18 protein-coding genes and 1 other annotated feature are annotated in these 16087 nt (G+C 41.1%); of the genes, 17 read left to right on the top strand and 1 reads right to left on the bottom strand.

What is annotated here, in order from left to right; translation table 11 throughout:
* The first annotated feature begins 62 nt into the window (after window positions 1-62).
* The 10 genes from AC4G3K_RS03970 to pheA all read left to right on the top strand — a co-directional run bounded on the left by AC4G3K_RS03970 (window position 63) and on the right by pheA (window position 7851).
* Window positions 63-854, top strand: a complete 792-nt coding sequence (locus AC4G3K_RS03970; protein ID WP_491132529.1) for a peptidoglycan DD-metalloendopeptidase family protein — start codon at window positions 63-65, stop codon at window positions 852-854.
* A complete protein-coding gene (locus tag AC4G3K_RS03965; RefSeq protein WP_491132528.1) occupies window positions 847-1713 on the top strand; it encodes a M50 family metallopeptidase in 867 nt (288 codons plus the stop codon). The genes AC4G3K_RS03970 and AC4G3K_RS03965 overlap by 8 nt, the downstream gene beginning before the upstream one ends.
* 57 nt (window positions 1714-1770) lie before the next feature.
* Window positions 1771-3267 (top strand): ribonuclease E/G, encoded by a 1497-nt coding sequence (locus AC4G3K_RS03960; RefSeq protein WP_491132527.1) that lies wholly within the window; start codon window positions 1771-1773, stop codon window positions 3265-3267.
* A 48-nt stretch (window positions 3268-3315) separates the two neighbouring features.
* Window positions 3316-3389, top strand: a sequence feature (ribosomal protein L21 leader region).
* Between the two features lie 13 nt (window positions 3390-3402).
* Window positions 3403-3711 (top strand): 50S ribosomal protein L21, encoded by a 309-nt coding sequence (gene rplU / locus AC4G3K_RS03955; RefSeq protein WP_491075984.1) that lies wholly within the window; start codon window positions 3403-3405, stop codon window positions 3709-3711.
* A gap of 10 nt (window positions 3712-3721) precedes the next feature.
* A complete protein-coding gene (locus tag AC4G3K_RS03950) occupies window positions 3722-4045 on the top strand; it encodes a ribosomal-processing cysteine protease Prp (protein ID WP_491132526.1) in 324 nt (107 codons plus the stop codon).
* A 15-nt stretch (window positions 4046-4060) separates the two neighbouring features.
* Window positions 4061-4351, top strand: a complete 291-nt coding sequence (gene rpmA, locus AC4G3K_RS03945) for a 50S ribosomal protein L27 (RefSeq protein ID WP_066105513.1) — start codon at window positions 4061-4063, stop codon at window positions 4349-4351.
* A gap of 228 nt (window positions 4352-4579) precedes the next feature.
* Window positions 4580-5110: a Spo0B C-terminal domain-containing protein gene (locus tag AC4G3K_RS03940; protein ID WP_491075982.1), complete on the top strand. Its 531-nt coding sequence runs from the start codon at window positions 4580-4582 to the stop codon at window positions 5108-5110.
* 41 nt (window positions 5111-5151) lie between these two features.
* Window positions 5152-6441: a GTPase ObgE gene (gene obgE / locus AC4G3K_RS03935; RefSeq protein ID WP_491075981.1), complete on the top strand. Its 1290-nt coding sequence runs from the start codon at window positions 5152-5154 to the stop codon at window positions 6439-6441.
* A gap of 39 nt (window positions 6442-6480) precedes the next feature.
* Window positions 6481-6933, top strand: a complete 453-nt coding sequence (locus AC4G3K_RS03930; protein ID WP_491075980.1) for an ACT domain-containing protein — start codon at window positions 6481-6483, stop codon at window positions 6931-6933.
* A gap of 66 nt (window positions 6934-6999) precedes the next feature.
* Window positions 7000-7851, top strand: a complete 852-nt coding sequence (pheA, locus tag AC4G3K_RS03925) for a prephenate dehydratase (RefSeq protein ID WP_491075979.1) — start codon at window positions 7000-7002, stop codon at window positions 7849-7851.
* A gap of 109 nt (window positions 7852-7960) precedes the next feature.
* On the opposite strand, the gene AC4G3K_RS03920 is transcribed toward pheA, so the two are convergent.
* Window positions 7961-8494, bottom strand: coding sequence for a transcription repressor NadR (locus tag AC4G3K_RS03920; RefSeq protein ID WP_491132525.1), 534 nt, complete (start codon window positions 8492-8494; stop codon window positions 7961-7963).
* 173 nt (window positions 8495-8667) lie between these two features.
* On the opposite strand from AC4G3K_RS03920, the gene safA reads away from it, so the two are divergent.
* The 7 genes from safA to queA all read left to right on the top strand — a co-directional run bounded on the left by safA (window position 8668) and on the right by queA (window position 16068).
* The gene (safA, locus tag AC4G3K_RS03915; RefSeq protein ID WP_491132524.1) at window positions 8668-10269 is read left to right on the top strand and encodes a SafA/ExsA family spore coat assembly protein; all 1602 of its coding nucleotides are present in this window, start codon (window positions 8668-8670) and stop codon (window positions 10267-10269) included.
* Window positions 10266-11240 (top strand): phosphotransferase, encoded by a 975-nt coding sequence (locus tag AC4G3K_RS03910; protein WP_491132523.1) that lies wholly within the window; start codon window positions 10266-10268, stop codon window positions 11238-11240. The genes safA and AC4G3K_RS03910 overlap by 4 nt, the downstream gene beginning before the upstream one ends.
* 1100 nt (window positions 11241-12340) lie before the next feature.
* Window positions 12341-12886 carry a BofC C-terminal domain-containing protein gene (locus AC4G3K_RS03905; protein ID WP_491075975.1) on the top strand — a complete coding sequence of 182 codons (546 nt, stop codon included), beginning with the start codon at window positions 12341-12343 and terminating at the stop codon, window positions 12884-12886.
* Window positions 12887-13046: 160 nt separating this feature from the next.
* Window positions 13047-13658 carry a Holliday junction branch migration protein RuvA gene (gene ruvA, locus AC4G3K_RS03900; protein WP_491075974.1) on the top strand — a complete coding sequence of 204 codons (612 nt, stop codon included), beginning with the start codon at window positions 13047-13049 and terminating at the stop codon, window positions 13656-13658.
* A gap of 28 nt (window positions 13659-13686) precedes the next feature.
* A complete protein-coding gene (ruvB, locus tag AC4G3K_RS03895) occupies window positions 13687-14673 on the top strand; it encodes a Holliday junction branch migration DNA helicase RuvB (RefSeq protein ID WP_491132657.1) in 987 nt (328 codons plus the stop codon).
* Window positions 14670-14876: a DUF2905 domain-containing protein gene (locus AC4G3K_RS03890; protein WP_491075973.1), complete on the top strand. Its 207-nt coding sequence runs from the start codon at window positions 14670-14672 to the stop codon at window positions 14874-14876. Before ruvB ends, AC4G3K_RS03890 begins: the two co-directional genes overlap by 4 nt.
* A gap of 163 nt (window positions 14877-15039) precedes the next feature.
* Window positions 15040-16068 (top strand): tRNA preQ1(34) S-adenosylmethionine ribosyltransferase-isomerase QueA, encoded by a 1029-nt coding sequence (queA, locus tag AC4G3K_RS03885; RefSeq protein WP_491132522.1) that lies wholly within the window; start codon window positions 15040-15042, stop codon window positions 16066-16068.
* The last annotated feature ends 19 nt before the right edge of the window (window positions 16069-16087 follow it).

Genomic DNA, 16087 nt, shown 5'->3' with positions numbered 1-16087 from the left:
TGGCATAGCTTGGTCCAGTCATACATATCTTTTAGAAAAGTGCTGTATGGAGAGGTGAAAACATGGGCAGCCGAAATAGCTCAGAAGTCCGAAAACGCATTGCCGAGAGAAGGAAAAACCGGGTAAGAGTGAGTAAGGTTCACAAGGAGAATGAAAGATCATCCTGGCCGGTAGTGGAAGATGAGAAAGAATGGGGAGCTGAAAATGTCTTCGTATACGAAGAGGGAATCGATCAGCATACAAGGCCGCCTTTTATAAACAAAGATTGGATCTTATTCCGCATACTCGCATCCGTCTGTCTGGTTTTATGCATGGCCATTATCTATCGGACATCCGCTCCGTGGACTGATAAGGCGAGAACCACCCTGGAAAATGTCTATCAACAGGAATTTCAATTTGCTACAGTATCTAACTGGTTTGAGGATACAATTGGTAAACCATTTGCTTTTTTACCTGAAGATTCACATAAGGGAGCCAATAATCAACCTACTGATGATCAGTTTGCAACACCGGCCACAGGCACAATCATGCAAAGCTTTGTCAAGGATGGACAGGGGGTCTTAATTAAGACATCTAACAGTACCTCGGTCGATACGATTAAAGAGGGTGTTGTCATCTATGCAGGGGAAAAGGAGACTCACGGAAAAACAGTTATTGTCCAGCATCCAGATAAAAGTGAATCTTGGTATGCTCGCCTTCAGGAAATAAATGTGAGTCTTTATGAGGAGATAAAGAAGGGAACAAAAGTTGGGAGAGTTTCGCCGTCGGCTGAGCCTGATAAGGGGGAATTTTACTTTGCATTAAAAGCTAATGGAAAGTTTATTGACCCTAATGAGGTGATTTCATTTGAATAACATATGGCCTGTGCTCATGAAAATACGTGTACATTCTTTAACATGGGCTTTGCTTGCTTTAGGTGTGCTAACAGCTAGGTTTACCGAATTGCTTTTAATGTTTTTAATCGTGTTATGTCATGAGCTGGGTCATGCATTTGCCGCGCAGCTATTCGGCTGGAGAATAAAATCCGTAACCCTTTTGCCTTTTGGCGGAGAGTTGGAGACGGATGAGCATGGAAACCGTCCGTGGCGGGAGGAACTGATTGTCCTGGCTTCTGGTCCGCTGCAGCATGTCTGGATTCTGGGATTGACCTATTTTTTCTATGCGAATGGCCTTATTTCTGAGTATATTTATACCAGTTTAATTTTGTACAATTTTATTGTACTCTTTATCAATTTAGCCCCTATTTGGCCTCTTGATGGAGGAAAAGCATTGTTTGTTTTATTAAGTAAGCGACTGCCCTTTCTGCATGCACACCGCCTGATTATCATAATATCTGGGATCAGTCTTATCATTGCTTTGATTGGATTGGTTATTGTTAATCCGCTTAACCTGAATTGGTGGATGGTATTTGGTTTCCTTATCTTTTCACTTTGGAAGGAATGGAAACATCGTCAATTTGTATTTATGCGCTTTTTAATGGAAAGGCACTATGGGAATAATTTGGATATACGTGAGATATCACGCCTTGAAGCGGAAAAAGATATGAAGATTTACAAAATAATGGAAGATTTTCGCAGGGACAATAAGCATATTATTATCGTAAAACACAAGAATGAAGAAGTAGGGAAACTCGATGAATCTGAATTATTGCATGCTTGTTTTACAACAAAACTAGCTCATCGGCCGATTGGAGAACTTTTGTATCATTATTGACGCTCCTCTCCTGACTCGTTAAAGTAAGATTAATGAGCAAACGAGAGGATTTTTCTTATGGATAAAATAGTACTTGATTATAAAGGGATGGAGCGACGTCTCGGTTTATTCCAAAATGATAAGCTGATGAGGATTCATATCGAAAGAGAAGGACAGGGTCCTTTTGCTGGTAATGTTTACAACGGAATTGTTCGTGAAATTGTACCGGGTATGAATGCAGCTTTTGTGGATATAGGGTTTGATAAAAATGCCTATTTACCATTTGAAGAGACTCCGCAATATCATTTAGATCCCCAGGCAAAAGTGTTTGTAAAGCAGGGAGAAAAACTGCTTGTACGCATCCTTCGAGACTCAGAAGGGGCAAAAGGAGCTAAAATTAGTGCTTTAATTGAAATTTCGTCCGCGGAAATGGTTTACATAAAGGGAGAACATTTTGTGCGTACATCTAAAAAGGCCGATAAGAAGACTGTTCAAAAGTGGAAACGTATAACGGCCAAGCATTTGCAGAAAGATGAAGGGGTTATTGTGCGTACCAAATTTCTTGATGTGGGTGAAGAAGAGTTTATTGCCAAACTCGTTGAGTTGCGTGAACGATATGAAAACTTGCAGAAAAAAGCATCTAAAAGCAAAGCGCCGGTGCTGATAAGTGATCAAAATCGTATCCTAAGTTTAGTGGAAAGTTGGTCAAATGATTCAAGTGGTGAATTATGGACCAACTCCATTGAAGGTGTGCAGTTGGTTCGCTCTGTTTTACCTGAAAACTGGCGACTGCATTTTCAAAAAGATAAGATGAATCTTTTCGATTCACTTGGAATTGAGGGAGAAATAGAAAAGGCAGTTAAGAAAGTGATTTGGCTTTCGAATGGCTCCTATCTACTCTTTGAAAAGACAGAAGCTATGCATGTAATCGATGTGAATACCGGTAAGTTCATTGGGAAGCATGATTTGAATAAAACCATTCTCGATACGAATCTACTCGCTGCTACAGAGCTTGGAAGACAAATCATTCTGCGCAATTTATCCGGAATTATCGTGATTGATTTTATTAATATGAAATCTACTGCTGCCCGGAATCAAGTGCAGGCCGCAATGGAGGATGCCTTGAAGAATGACCCGTTACGTTCTGTAGTGGTTGGATTTACAGAGCTAGGGCTTATGCAAATCACACGTAAAAAAGAAGGACCGGACTTATATGAAATCTTGCTGGAAGACTGTTTGGAGTGCAGAGGAACCGGGTTAATACAAAACCGCCTGGGATCCATATATGAATTGGAACGGCAGTTGGAGACATTAAAATACAGTATGGATCATTCTGTGTGGATTGTAGCTGCTTCCTCTTTTTATGATTATCTGTCTATGCATATCCATGAACTGAAGGCGCATATCATGCCATACAGCAAAAATATCTTGGTGACAGCAGGCGATGTGACTGGGACCAATCTATTTGAAATTCGAGCCTTGGGAAATCAGGAAGATCTCGAAAATCGCATTAAACGAACAGAGGAAAATAATAAACCCAAGCCCATCATCCGTCTATTATCAAATCTAGATTGACAATGTTTGTCTGAGTATGATAATATTCTTATGTTATGTTTGTAGCACCGCATGCTACAACCGCTCATGTCAGGTAGTAAGTCCATTTAAGGCGCCTGTCGTTGGCGAGTCTTAGACAATTAAGGAGGTGCAGGTATGTACGCAATTATTGAAACTGGTGGAAAGCAAGTGAAAGTAGAAGAAGGTCAAACAATCTACGTTGAGAAAGTGAACGTTGAAGAAGGTGGCATCGTTACTTTCGATAAAGTTCTTTTTGTAGGTGGAGAAGATGTGAAAGTTGGAAGCCCTGTTGTTGAAGGCGCTACTGTAACAGGTAAAGTTGAAAAACACGGCAAACAAAAGAAAATCATCGTTTTCAAATACAAAGCGAAAAAGAACAACCGTAAAAAACAAGGTCACCGTCAGCCTTATACAAAAGTAACAATCGAAAAGATTAGCTTCTAAGGCGACGCGTATGATTAAAGTGAAGGTAGTGCGAACTGGTGAACGAATATCTTCGTTCAGTATATCAGGACACGCCGATTTTGCACAAAAAGGTCAGGATATCGTTTGTGCGGGGGTATCTGCAGTAGCCTTTGGTTCTGTGAATGCCGTGATGAGTTTAACTACTGTTAAGCCCAACATTAAACAGGCAGGTAAAGATGGCGGTTTCCTTGAAGTCCATTTTCCGGAAACGGAGAGCGATGACAAGGTCCAATTATTGCTTGAAGGCATGCTTGTTTCCTTACAAACGATTGAACGTGACTATGGTAAATACATGAAAATTATTATTAGCTAACAGGAGGTGGAATACATGTTAAGATTGGATCTTCAGTTCTTCGCTTCCAAAAAGGGAGTAGGTTCCACAAAGAACGGTCGTGACTCCATTTCTAAACGTCTTGGCGCTAAACGTGCTGATGGACAATTCGTAAGTGGTGGTTCTATCCTTTACCGTCAACGTGGTACTAAAATCTATCCAGGTTTGAATGTTGGCCGTGGCGGAGATGACACTCTTTTCGCTAAAATTGATGGAGTTGTTAAATTTGAGCGTTTGGGTCGTGACAAGAAACAAGTCAGCGTATACCCAGTAGCACAAGAAGCTTAATAAGTAACAGTCAAAAGAAGCTCTAACCTTGGTGGTTGGAGTTTTCTTTTTTAGATATGAGTTTTATGGTTAATGCCATTATACTTCCGTATTTACCCCAAAGTTATTTACTGCTGGCGCGAATATATTCCTCTCCTGAAATTCCGTTAAATTTGTTATACTGTAAAAGATGATTTGCGAATTCATTCAGGACCTCATTATTCCAATCCGACAGGAGAATGTATGAAGATGGAAACAAAATGGACGACTGTAGAATTACTGAGGCATGTACGTCATGATTGGTTAAATAAAATACAGCTGATTAAAGGAAATATGGCATTAGGTAAAATGGATAGAGTTTCGAATCTTATGGATGAAATCGTTGTAGAAGCACAGCAGGAAGCGAAAATTTCAAACATGAAAATGCCATTGCTGGCTGAACTTTTATTGACAGGTAATTGGCTTCATTACTCGTTTGATATTACATATGAAATGATGGATGATCTAAAAGGTTATCCGGAATACGATGAATTGATAACTAATTGGATGAAGACCCTTTTCAATGAAGTGAATCAGCGAATGGATACATTTGATATTCTTCATTTAACGATACTGATCAGCAAAACGGACGAGGCTCCATTAAAGATTGGTTTTGATTTTCAGGGACAGGTAAATAATAAAGAAGAACTGATAAATATTCTACAGATAAAAGAACCTCTAAAAATTTCGGGAATTACAGAGGATATTAATTCTTTTTATTTTGAAATAACGGTAAGATAACAATCAAAGAGTTGTAAAAGCAGAAAGTAGGTGACCCACCCATGTTTGTGGATCAGGTCAAGATATACGTAAAAGGTGGAGATGGCGGCAATGGAATGGTCGCTTTCCGTAGAGAAAAGTATGTACCTAAAGGCGGCCCAGCCGGTGGAGACGGCGGCCATGGCGCAAATGTTGTTTTTGAAGTGGAAGAAGGACTTCGTACATTAATGGATTTTCGATATAAAAGACATTTTAAAGCTCCGCGAGGGGAACATGGAATGTCAAAAAATCAGCATGGTAAGAACTCATCTGACATGATTGTAAAAGTTCCCCCGGGTACAGTGGTATCAGACGCTAATACAGGAGAAATCATTGCTGATTTAACCGAACACGGCCAGCGTGCCATTATAGCAAAAGGCGGACGTGGCGGACGTGGAAATACTCGTTTTGCTACACCGGCTAACCCGGCTCCTGAATTATCCGAGAAGGGCGAACCTGGCATTGAACGTGATATCATCATGGAACTGAAATTATTGGCAGATGTAGGTTTGGTTGGTTTCCCAAGTGTTGGAAAATCAACGTTGCTATCTTCTGTGTCAGCTGCAAAGCCGAAGATTGCCGAGTACCATTTCACCACAATTGTTCCTAACCTAGGTGTGGTCGAAACCGGTGATGGACGTAGCTTTGTTATGGCAGATTTACCTGGACTCATTGAAGGAGCACATGCTGGGGTTGGACTTGGGCATCAATTTCTGCGTCATATCGAGCGGACACGCGTAATCGTCCATGTTATTGATATGTCCGGTCAGGAAGGCCGCGATCCTTATGAAGATTATGTGACGATTAACAAAGAACTTGAAGAGTATAATCTGCGCTTAACGGAAAGGCCGCAAATTATCGCAGCAAGCAAAATGGACATGCCTGATTCTGAAGAGAATCTGAAAGCTTTCAAGGAGCGCCTGGGAGACGATGTTCCAGTTTTCCCGATTTCTTCCGTTACTCACGAAGGCTTGCGTGAATTATTATTTGCAGTTGCAGATAAGATTGAAGAGACTCCTGAATTCCCGCTTGAGCATGAAGAAGAAACAACTGGTGTCCATCGTGTCCTTTATAAACACGAAGTTGAAAAAGAAGAATTCTTTATTACTAGAGATTCGGATGGCACATTTGAGGTAACTGGTGATAAGCTGGAAAAACTGTTCAAGATGACAGACTTCAGCCGTGATGAATCCGTTAACCGTTTTGCCCGCCAGCTTAGAGCAATGGGTGTGGATGAAGCCCTTAGAAAACGCGGTGCAGAAGATGGAGATATTGTTCGTTTAATGGAATATGAATTTGAATTTGTTGATTAAAGATAAAGCTTAGGATGGTTTCAAAGAGGGTGAACTCGTTTGCAAAATAAAGCTGATAAGAAATTTTTTTTAGTCCGGGAAGATGTATTGCCAGAAGCGATGCAGAAAACCTTGCAGGCTAAAGAGATGATAGAAAGAGGAAGAGCCGTTTCTGTATGGGATGCTGTTAAAAGCGTAGATTTGAGCCGAAGTGCATTTTATAAATACAGAGATACGGTTTTCCCCTTTCATTCTGTTGTAAAAGAAAAAATTATTACGCTATTTTTCCATTTGGAAGACCAATCAGGCACGCTTTCTGAATTACTCGGTATCGTTGCATCCTCAGGGTGCAACGTGCTGACCATCCATCAGACGATCCCAATCCAGGGACGTGCAAATGTAACCCTGTCGTTAAATACAGGTGATATGCATATGGAAATGAATGAATTCATTAACCGTTTAAAAAGACTGGATTTCGTTGATAAGGTTGAAATTTTAGGCTCTGGAGCCTGAATAGATTTAACAATGTAAAATACATAGACAGATAGACAGAGAGGCTTAAAGCAGGGGGAGAAGGTTGTGAACGTACGCATTGCATATCTTGGACCAAAAGCAACATTCTGTGATTTGGCTGCATCAAAACTATTTCCCGATGGTCAAAGACAGGCTTTTATGACAATACCTGAATGCATGGATGCAGTGGAAAACGAGTTCGTTGATTATGCTGTTGTACCGTTGGAGAATGCGCTGGAGGGATCAGTTAATATTACGCTGGATTATTTGATCCATGAGGTACGCATTCCCATCGTGGCGGAGTTTTCAGCTCCGATTCGCCAACATTTAATGGTCCACCCCAGTCATGTCAATAAATTAAATAGGATTGATCGAATTATTTCGCATAGTCACGCGATAGCTCAATGCCACAAATTTCTCCATGGAGAGATGAAAGGCGTACGCTGTGAAAATGTAACCTCCACTGCTGCGGCTGCACACTATATACAAGAGCATCCGGAGGAACGGACTGCTGCTATTGCAAATGAAATGGCAGCTGAAGAATATGGTCTATCGATTGTTAAGTCGGATATTCATGACTATTCTCATAATCGTACACGGTTTGTCATTCTTGGACACAAGCCTTTATCGGATAACATGATTACTGTCCAGCAAAAAGGAGAAAAAACAACGATTATGGTTATGCTGCCAGCTGACCATGCCGGCGCTTTGCACCAAGTGTTATCGGCGTTTTCCTGGAGGAAGCTGAACCTTTCCAAAATTGAGTCGAGACCATTAAAGACCGGTCTTGGTAACTATTTCTTTATTATTGATGTAGATCAGAAGCTGGATGATATCCTGCTGCCGGGTGCCATTGCTGAAATGGAAGCCCTAGGCTGCACGGTTACAGTTATGGGCAGTTATTATAGTTATTGTTGAGTCTGTTTATATGAAATTAGGACCCTTGCTGAATGTAGCAGGGGTCCTTTTGTATAGGCGTTTTCTTGAGTTTGCCAGTGCTTAAGTTCGTGAGCTTAAAGTTCTGGGTTTATTCTTTCAAAAATCCTGCGTCCTTTAATGCCCGTACAGCTTGCTGAAGATTTTCTTCACTTGCTGCCTCGATTGTATGGAGATGGATACCATCTGTTAGCTGGGACAAGAGAGAGGCTTTAGTATTTTTTAGCTTGGAGATAAACTGCCGGACATCGTCTCTATTGCTGATCATAATGGAAGCGGTCAGGTCTCCGTACAGGGGATGCTCTACTTTTACATCTTTCACGGTAACACCGCAATCCACTAAAAGCAATAATTCCTCTTCCGCTTGTTCGGCAGTATGTAAACTTGCTATAACCGTTGTTTTCCGTTCCGTACTTGGATTGATTTGGTTTATATAAATATAGCCGTTCGGTGTGGCAATAATGGGTTCGTTCCGTGCTTTTAACACGGTAATATCCCCAACTATTATTTGGCGGCTGACTGAACAAATAGCTGAAAGCTCACTGCCTGTAATGGGTTCACGACGTTCTTTTAAAATGGTTAGGATGGCTTGGCGTCGGTCTTCTGTCGTGTGTTTTTTCTGCATCTTCTTTTGCCCTCCCTTATCTCCTTGATTTTCTGAGATATGCTTATCTTCATTGTACCATAGGGAATTTCCTTCATAAATAGAAACAAATCAGCATAAATTTTCATGAATCAATAGCAATCTGCCCAATCAATCATAGTATATATGGACATATGCGTAAGGAGGGATTATGCGTGAAGATACACATCGTCCAAAAAGGCGACACATTATGGAAGATTGCAAAGAAATATGGAGTGAGTTATGAAATGTTAAAGAAAATGAATTCACAGCTTAGCAATCCGGAAATGCTAATGCCCGGCATGAAAATTAAGATACCTGAAAATGCATCTGCACCAGCAAAAAAGTGGAGCGATACAAAAGTGAATTTTGGAACAGTTAAAGAGGCTCCGATTTCAAGCGGGAATGCATATATGAAGGAAAGTATAAAGCCTGAAACGAAACCGGCTCCAAGTAAGCCAAAAGAAATGCCGATTAAGACACCACAAGCAGTGAAGGAGATGCCAAATCAACAGATGGATAATAAAAAAGAGAAGCCTATCAAAGAAAAGCCAAAAATGCCATACGTTGCTCCACAGGCTATCGTAAAGCCTGTTATACCTGAAATTGATATAAATAACTATTATTTAATGAACATGCCTAAAATGGAAATGCAAACACCTCCTCCTATGCCGAACCTTAAGGAACAACCAAAAGTCAAAGAAAAACCAAAGGTTAAAGAACAACCCAAAGTCAAAGAGAAGCCAATTATAAAAGAAAAACCGAAAAAGATGGAAAAACCAAAGCCAATGCCAAAGCCGATGCCGAAGCCAATGCCGCAGTATATACCGGAATATTGTCCGCCAATGATTCCGTACTATGATCCTTGTTGTGCGCCGGTTATGATGTATCCAAGCATGCCCTACCCACCATCATACTATAATCAACCATATATGACTGCACCTGCTTATCATCAACCATATCACCCATATTATCATCAGTCTAACTGGGGGCATGGGAATGATATGGAAGACAGCACCATCTTCCACACTGAGCAACACGAATCAGGCCAGATGATGGGAATGCAAGGTGATTATCATCCACAACAGCAAGGTTATAATCCAATTGGAACCATGTCCCCTCAGGGTCAATATCCTGTACAAGGAATGCAAGGATACTACCAACACCCGGGATATGGTCATTATGGATATGAATCTGCAAACTATGGTATGGAATCCCCTAGTCATATGATGGAGCATTCTTACCAGCAACAACAGCAATATGTTCCATTTGATGGCTATATACCACAGGGTTGCGGCTGTCCTGAGTCAGGAGCACATGGTGCCTTTTATCAGCCGATGAACCAATACCATCAGCAAGGGTCAGGTATGGGTCATTCAATGAACCAATATCATCAGCAAGGGTCAGATATGGGTCATTCAATGAACCAATATCATCAGCAAGGGTCAGATATGGGTCATTCAATGAACCAATATCATCAGCAAGGGTCAGATATGGGTCATTCAATGAACCAATATCATCAGCAAGGGTCGGATATGGGTCATTCGATGAACGACTTCACACAACAAGGTATGAATCAGCCTATGTATCAACAGGCTATTCAACAACCGTATTATCAAGATCCTCAGTTTCATCAAAGATATGGGGGTCAGGAGTTTGAATCGGCATCTCCTTCCTATAATCCCGATGCTCAGTATGTGATACCGCATATCGAACCAGCAACATTTGATATGCCAAGGACACAAGAAGAAAGTAGTGAGCAAGAAGGTCAATCATGAAGGGAAATCAGGAAGGGGGCAGTCTCAAAGGCTGCCTCCTTACTTATTTGAATCAGCAAAAAATTGAGATCTATGAGATGAAGGCTATAAAGCCAAGGCTCATCAAGGTTAGCACGAATAAGGGAATATTTATTGCCAAACAATTTGTGAATCAAACAAGATTGCTCATGCAGTTCGAATTTTTGCAGAAGATACAAAAAACCGGGTTTAAAGGAGCTTATACGTTTTCCGATAAAATTAAGCCATTTGAATGTAAAGGGATATCGATTGGTTTTTTGGAGTACTTAACAAAGCATCCAAGAGTCTTTACGTATGAAAGCTATTCGGAACGTTTAGAGGGTTTGGCATTATTAAATAAGATGCATGAAGCATCCGCTATGGTGATCCAAGATTTAACGATGAAAAAGTATACATTTTCGCAAGTTTCTAAGTGGAGAGAGAGACTAGAAGAGTTTTCATCCAATATTAAAATTCTGAAGAGGATTATTCCCGAGCCTGTGCTGACAGAATATTTAAGAATGGGAGAATGGGTTTTAAATGAGTTGGACCCATACGAAATTGAGGATGTGGATGAAGAACCAGTTATTATTCATGGAGACCTAGCGTATCATAATTTTTTTAGAAAAGATGATGGAAAGCTACTCCTTATCGATTTTGATTTAATGGCAAAAGCTCCGCCTCTGATTGACTATTTACAGTATGCCAACAGGTTACTAATATATAATAATTGCTCATTGAAAGAGATTCTTTCTTTTCCTCAGTTTAAAAAATATCGAGAAAATCCATTCTTTTTAATAGGGCTTTGTTTTCCAACTGATATATACAGGGAATGGAATCGCATCTGTCGTGAGCAATTATGGGGTTCGAGTCATCGCCTTGGCTCCCTTTGGAATATTACAGTGGCAGATTTACCTAAGAGAATCGTTTTTTTTAAAGAATTGAAGTCTAAGTTAAGTATTTATAATAATTAATTGTATAAAAGCATGAAAGGAATATTGAAATGACCAAAAAAAGAATTGTAAAAGATGGTCATCGTCGATGTTCATCTTATTTGTAGTCAACTTGGGAAACTAATAAGGCCTGCAGGACGTGGCGAATTTAGTCTTCGTTCCTTAATTCAAGGCCCTTCAGCACTTTCTATGATCCAGCTTCAGTGGCTAGAAGCTCAGGACATAAGTATAGACACTGCGGGGGAGGAACGTCCCCTACGTGCCTCTGTCTTATGCTTGTCGGACCTGAACACCTCAGCTTTTCGTAGATCCAGCTTCAGGGCCTAACCGCTCGAGACATAAGTGTAGCTGCTACGGGAGAGAAAAGGCGCTCTCCCTGCGCACCTCCTCTTATGCTTGTCGCGGCTAAGCGAGGCCCTTCAGCTTTTCGTATAATCCGGCTTCAGCTCCTAGCTCCTCGAGGTCATAAGGATAGCCACTACGGGAGGAAAAGACACCTCCCTACGCGCCTCTCCTTATGCTTGTCGGAGCTGAACAGTCCCTTCAGCACTTTGTATAATCCGGCTTCAGGGCCTAGGAGTTCGGGACATAAGCATGGCCTCTGCAGGAGGGGAGAACACCTCCTTCCGATCCCCTGTCTTATGCTCCTCACGGGCCTACACGATGTAGGTCATGAAGACGTTGCCACAGGACGTGGCGAATTTAGTCTTCGTTCCTTAATTCAAGGCCCCTCAGCACTTTGTATGATCCAGCTTCAGTGGCTAGAAGCTCAGGACATAAGTATAGACACTGCGGGGGAGGAACATCCCCTACGTGCCTCTGTCTTATGCTCCTCGCGGGCCTACATGATGTAGGTCATGAAGACGTTGCCAACAGGACGTGGCGAATTTAGTCTTCGTTCCTTAATTCAAGGCCCTTCAGCTTTTCGTATAATCCGGCTTCAGCTCCTAGCTCCTCGAGGTCATAAGGATAGCCACTACGGGAGGAAAAGACACCTCCCTACGCGCCTCTCCTTATGCTTGTCGGAGCTGAACAGTCCCTTCAGCACTTTGTATTACTTTCTATTTTTTTGGGGATACTGTTGGGGAGTTGTGATTATACATCCTAGTGAGGTGGGTTAGATGAATGGGCGGTACTTATTCCTGGTAGCGTGTTTGTTGTGTTTGATGGCTATCCCAGGTATGAATGATCACGCAGGTATGGCGGATAGAATCGATTACGGTCAGGATAGTCCGGTCCTTGGTATGGCTCCAATCCAGCGAACAGTCATACTTCAGCGTGTTTATTTGGATGGAGAGATGAGCGAAGAAAAAATTGAAGAAACCATCATTTCAATGGATGATTTTTGGAGAAAATATGATAAGTGGCTATTGGTAGATCAAAATGACGAGCAGCTTGTGTTCCAAACATATGTTGATGATATTTCTCCTTTATTAAAGGGGAACGGATATTTTGGAATTAAATCTGATGGTACGATTACGATTTTTAACGGTAAACCCGCTAAGGAACAAATCATCCAATCTTTCTATCAAATTGATTTGAAGAAGCTGGAGACTAATAAAAAATCGGAATTGCAAAGTGGTGTAAAAATTGTAAACAAAGAAAGATATCTTAAGTTTTTAGAAGTATATAAAAATTATTCAACCCCCGCTTCCAAAAAGCTTTAATAATTTTTAAAAGAGCTGATCGTTCATTTTGCGACAGCTCTTTTAGACGTTCACTTTAAAAATCATTCGCTCAAAAATCAAACATTTGTGCTGCTGGTGTATGATGGTTAATTGTAGTGTGGTACAATGGTTTACAGTCGAATTGGAGGAGAGGTAGACGTTGTACGATTTTATTAAAGGTCGGATAGACTATGTCTGTCCTGAATATATAGTAGTCGAAGCGAATGGGATTGGTTATTTAATTCATGCGCCAAATCCGTTTGTGTTTTCCGGTACAAAAGAGGAAAAGAAAATCTATGTACACCATTATGTACGGGAAGATTTACAGGCACTGTACGGTTTTAATTCAAGAGAAGAAAAGAAATTATTTATTAAATTATTGAATGTCACAGGCATCGGGCCAAAGGGTGCGCTGGCTGTACTTGCGAGCGGAAGAGTCGATCAGGTCGTGGAGGCTATTGAAGCTGAGGATGAAAAATTTCTTGTTAAATTCCCGGGTATCGGGAAGAAAACAGCAAGACAGATGATTCTTGATTTAAAAGGAAAACTTGAGGATGTTTCCCCAGATGCGTTCCCTGATTTATTCCAAACCGCAGATGGCAAAGAATTGAGTTATTCAACCAAGAATATAGCATTGGAGGAAGCATTGCTTGCTTTACAGGCACTTGGTTATTCTGAGAAGGAAGTTAAAAAAGTAGTGCCGAAGCTTGAAAAAGAAGAGAAAACGACAGAGGAATATATTAAAGGTGCATTACAGCTTATGTTGAAATAGGAGGTGGAGAAATTTGGATGAACGAATCATGGACCTGCAGGCACAAAATCAGGATGAGGCGTTTGAATTTAGTCTGAGACCCCATTCACTTGAACAATATATCGGGCAAGATAAAGTAAAGGAAAATCTCCGTGTCTTTATTGAAGCAGCCAGAATGAGAGAAGAAGCGCTTGATCATGTGTTGCTGTACGGACCGCCTGGACTTGGGAAAACGACTTTAGCCACAATCATAGCCAATGAGATGGGAGTGCAAATTCGGACAACCTCAGGACCTGCTATTGAACGTCCCGGCGATTTAGCTGCTATATTAAGCTCTCTTCAACCTGGTGAGGTTCTATTTATTGATGAAATTCATCGTCTGCCAAAGTCCGTTGAAGAAGTACTTTATCCTGCGATGGAGGATTTTTGTCTCGATATCGTAATCGGTAAGGGACCGGGTGCACGTTCTGTACGATTGGATTTGCCTCCTTTTACCCTTGTGGGTGCCACAACAAGGGCTGGTGCTTTATCAGCGCCGTTACGTGACCGTTTCGGAGTCATTTCCAGATTGGAGTACTATTCAGAGTCTCAATTACAGGAGATTGTTACACGTACAGCCCAAGTGCTGGACATCGTGATTGAAGAAACAGCAGCGAACGAAATTGCCCGCCGTTCAAGGGGAACTCCAAGGATCGCAAACAGGCTGCTTAGGAGAGTGCGTGACTTTGCACAGGTACGAGGCGACGGAGATATTCAATATGGATTAGCTGATTATGCATTGGAACTGATGCAGGTTGATAAAGTTGGACTTGACCAGATTGATAGAAAATTATTGCTCGGAATCATAGAGAAGTTTAAAGGTGGACCTGTGGGACTGGATACAATTGCAGCCACAATTGGTGAAGAATCTGGCACAATAGAAGATGTAATCGAGCCCTATTTGATGCAGATTGGATTTATGCAGCGTACCCCTCGCGGCCGTATTGTGACGGAACACGTCTATCGCCACTTTAATATGGAAGTGCCAAATTCATGAATCATTTGCCAAAAACGATTATGATGATAGGTGTGGCCATTTTTGTGGTTGGTTTTCTCATGCAATACATTAAAATAGGACGTCTTCCTGGTGATATTCTGATTAAAAAAGGAAATACTACATTTTATTTTCCGATTATGACATCTATTATTGTCAGTATTTTATTATCTGGATTATTTTATATCATCAGCCGTTTTAAATGAATGGTTGTTCCGAGATGATACATCTATACCGATTTTTTAAAGGAATAGATGTTGAGGCCAGTCCACATGAATGGTAAGCATGAAGCAGTTGGCTTATGGATGGGCAAGTATCCACCACAATGCGCGCTGCTTGATTACTAGTTAAAGAAATGGAAGTGTCACCATGAAAGTAGATTTATTTGATTTTCATTTACCTGAAGAATTAATTGCTCAAACCCCGCTTGAAAAACGTGAAGAAAGCAGGCTGATGGTCCTCGATAAAGAAACAGGTCATCTGGATCATACCCAGTTTAAGCATGTTAAAGAATTTTTAAAACCTGGAGATTGCCTTGTCCTAAACGATACCAAAGTATTGCCGGCCAGACTGCATGGTGAGAAGAAGGATACAGGTGCCCATATAGAGCTTCTTCTTTTGAAACAAATCAAAGGGGATGTATGGGAAACGCTTGCCAAACCAGCCAAACGTATTCGAGTTGGAACGGAGGTTGTGTTTGGAGATGGCCAGCTTACAGCTGTTTGTGTAAAAGAGATGGAGCATGGCGGCAGAGAATTTGAATTTAAATATGAAGGTATCTTTTATGAAGTATTAGAGGAACTGGGTGAAATGCCTTTACCTCCGTATATAAAAGAGAGGCTATCTGATAAGGACCGGTATCAAACCGTGTATGCAAGAGAAGAAGGGTCGGCAGCCGCGCCAACAGCCGGATTGCACTTTACGCAAGAACTTCTTGCCGAGATTAAAGAAATGGGTGTTCATTTAGCGTTTATTACGCTTCATGTCGGGCTCGGAACATTCCGTCCGGTTTCCTCCGATACAATTGAAGGGCATGATATGCATTCAGAATTTTATCAAATGAATGCTGAAACAGCTGAGCTTCTAAATCGGGTTAGGGATGAGGGAGGCAAAATATACTCGGTAGGAACAACCTCCACGCGTACCCTTGAAACAATTGCGAGAGATTATAATGGTGTATTTGCTGAAGCGAGCGGATGGACTAACATTTTTATTTATCCAGGATTTGAATTTAAAGCGATTGATGGAATGATTACGAATTTTCATTTGCCTAAGTCCACATTAATTATGTTGGTCAGTGCACTTGCAGGGCGTGAACATGTATTAAATGCTTATAATACAGCTGTTCGTGAGCAATATAGATTCTTTAGCTTTGGCGATGCAATGTTTATTAAGTAAGATTTTTGAGAGGAGTATC

This window comes from Bacillus sp. z26 (assembly GCF_058313635.1).
The sequence above is the reverse complement of the archived record's forward strand: the minus strand, read 5'-3'. Positions and strand labels throughout refer to the sequence as shown.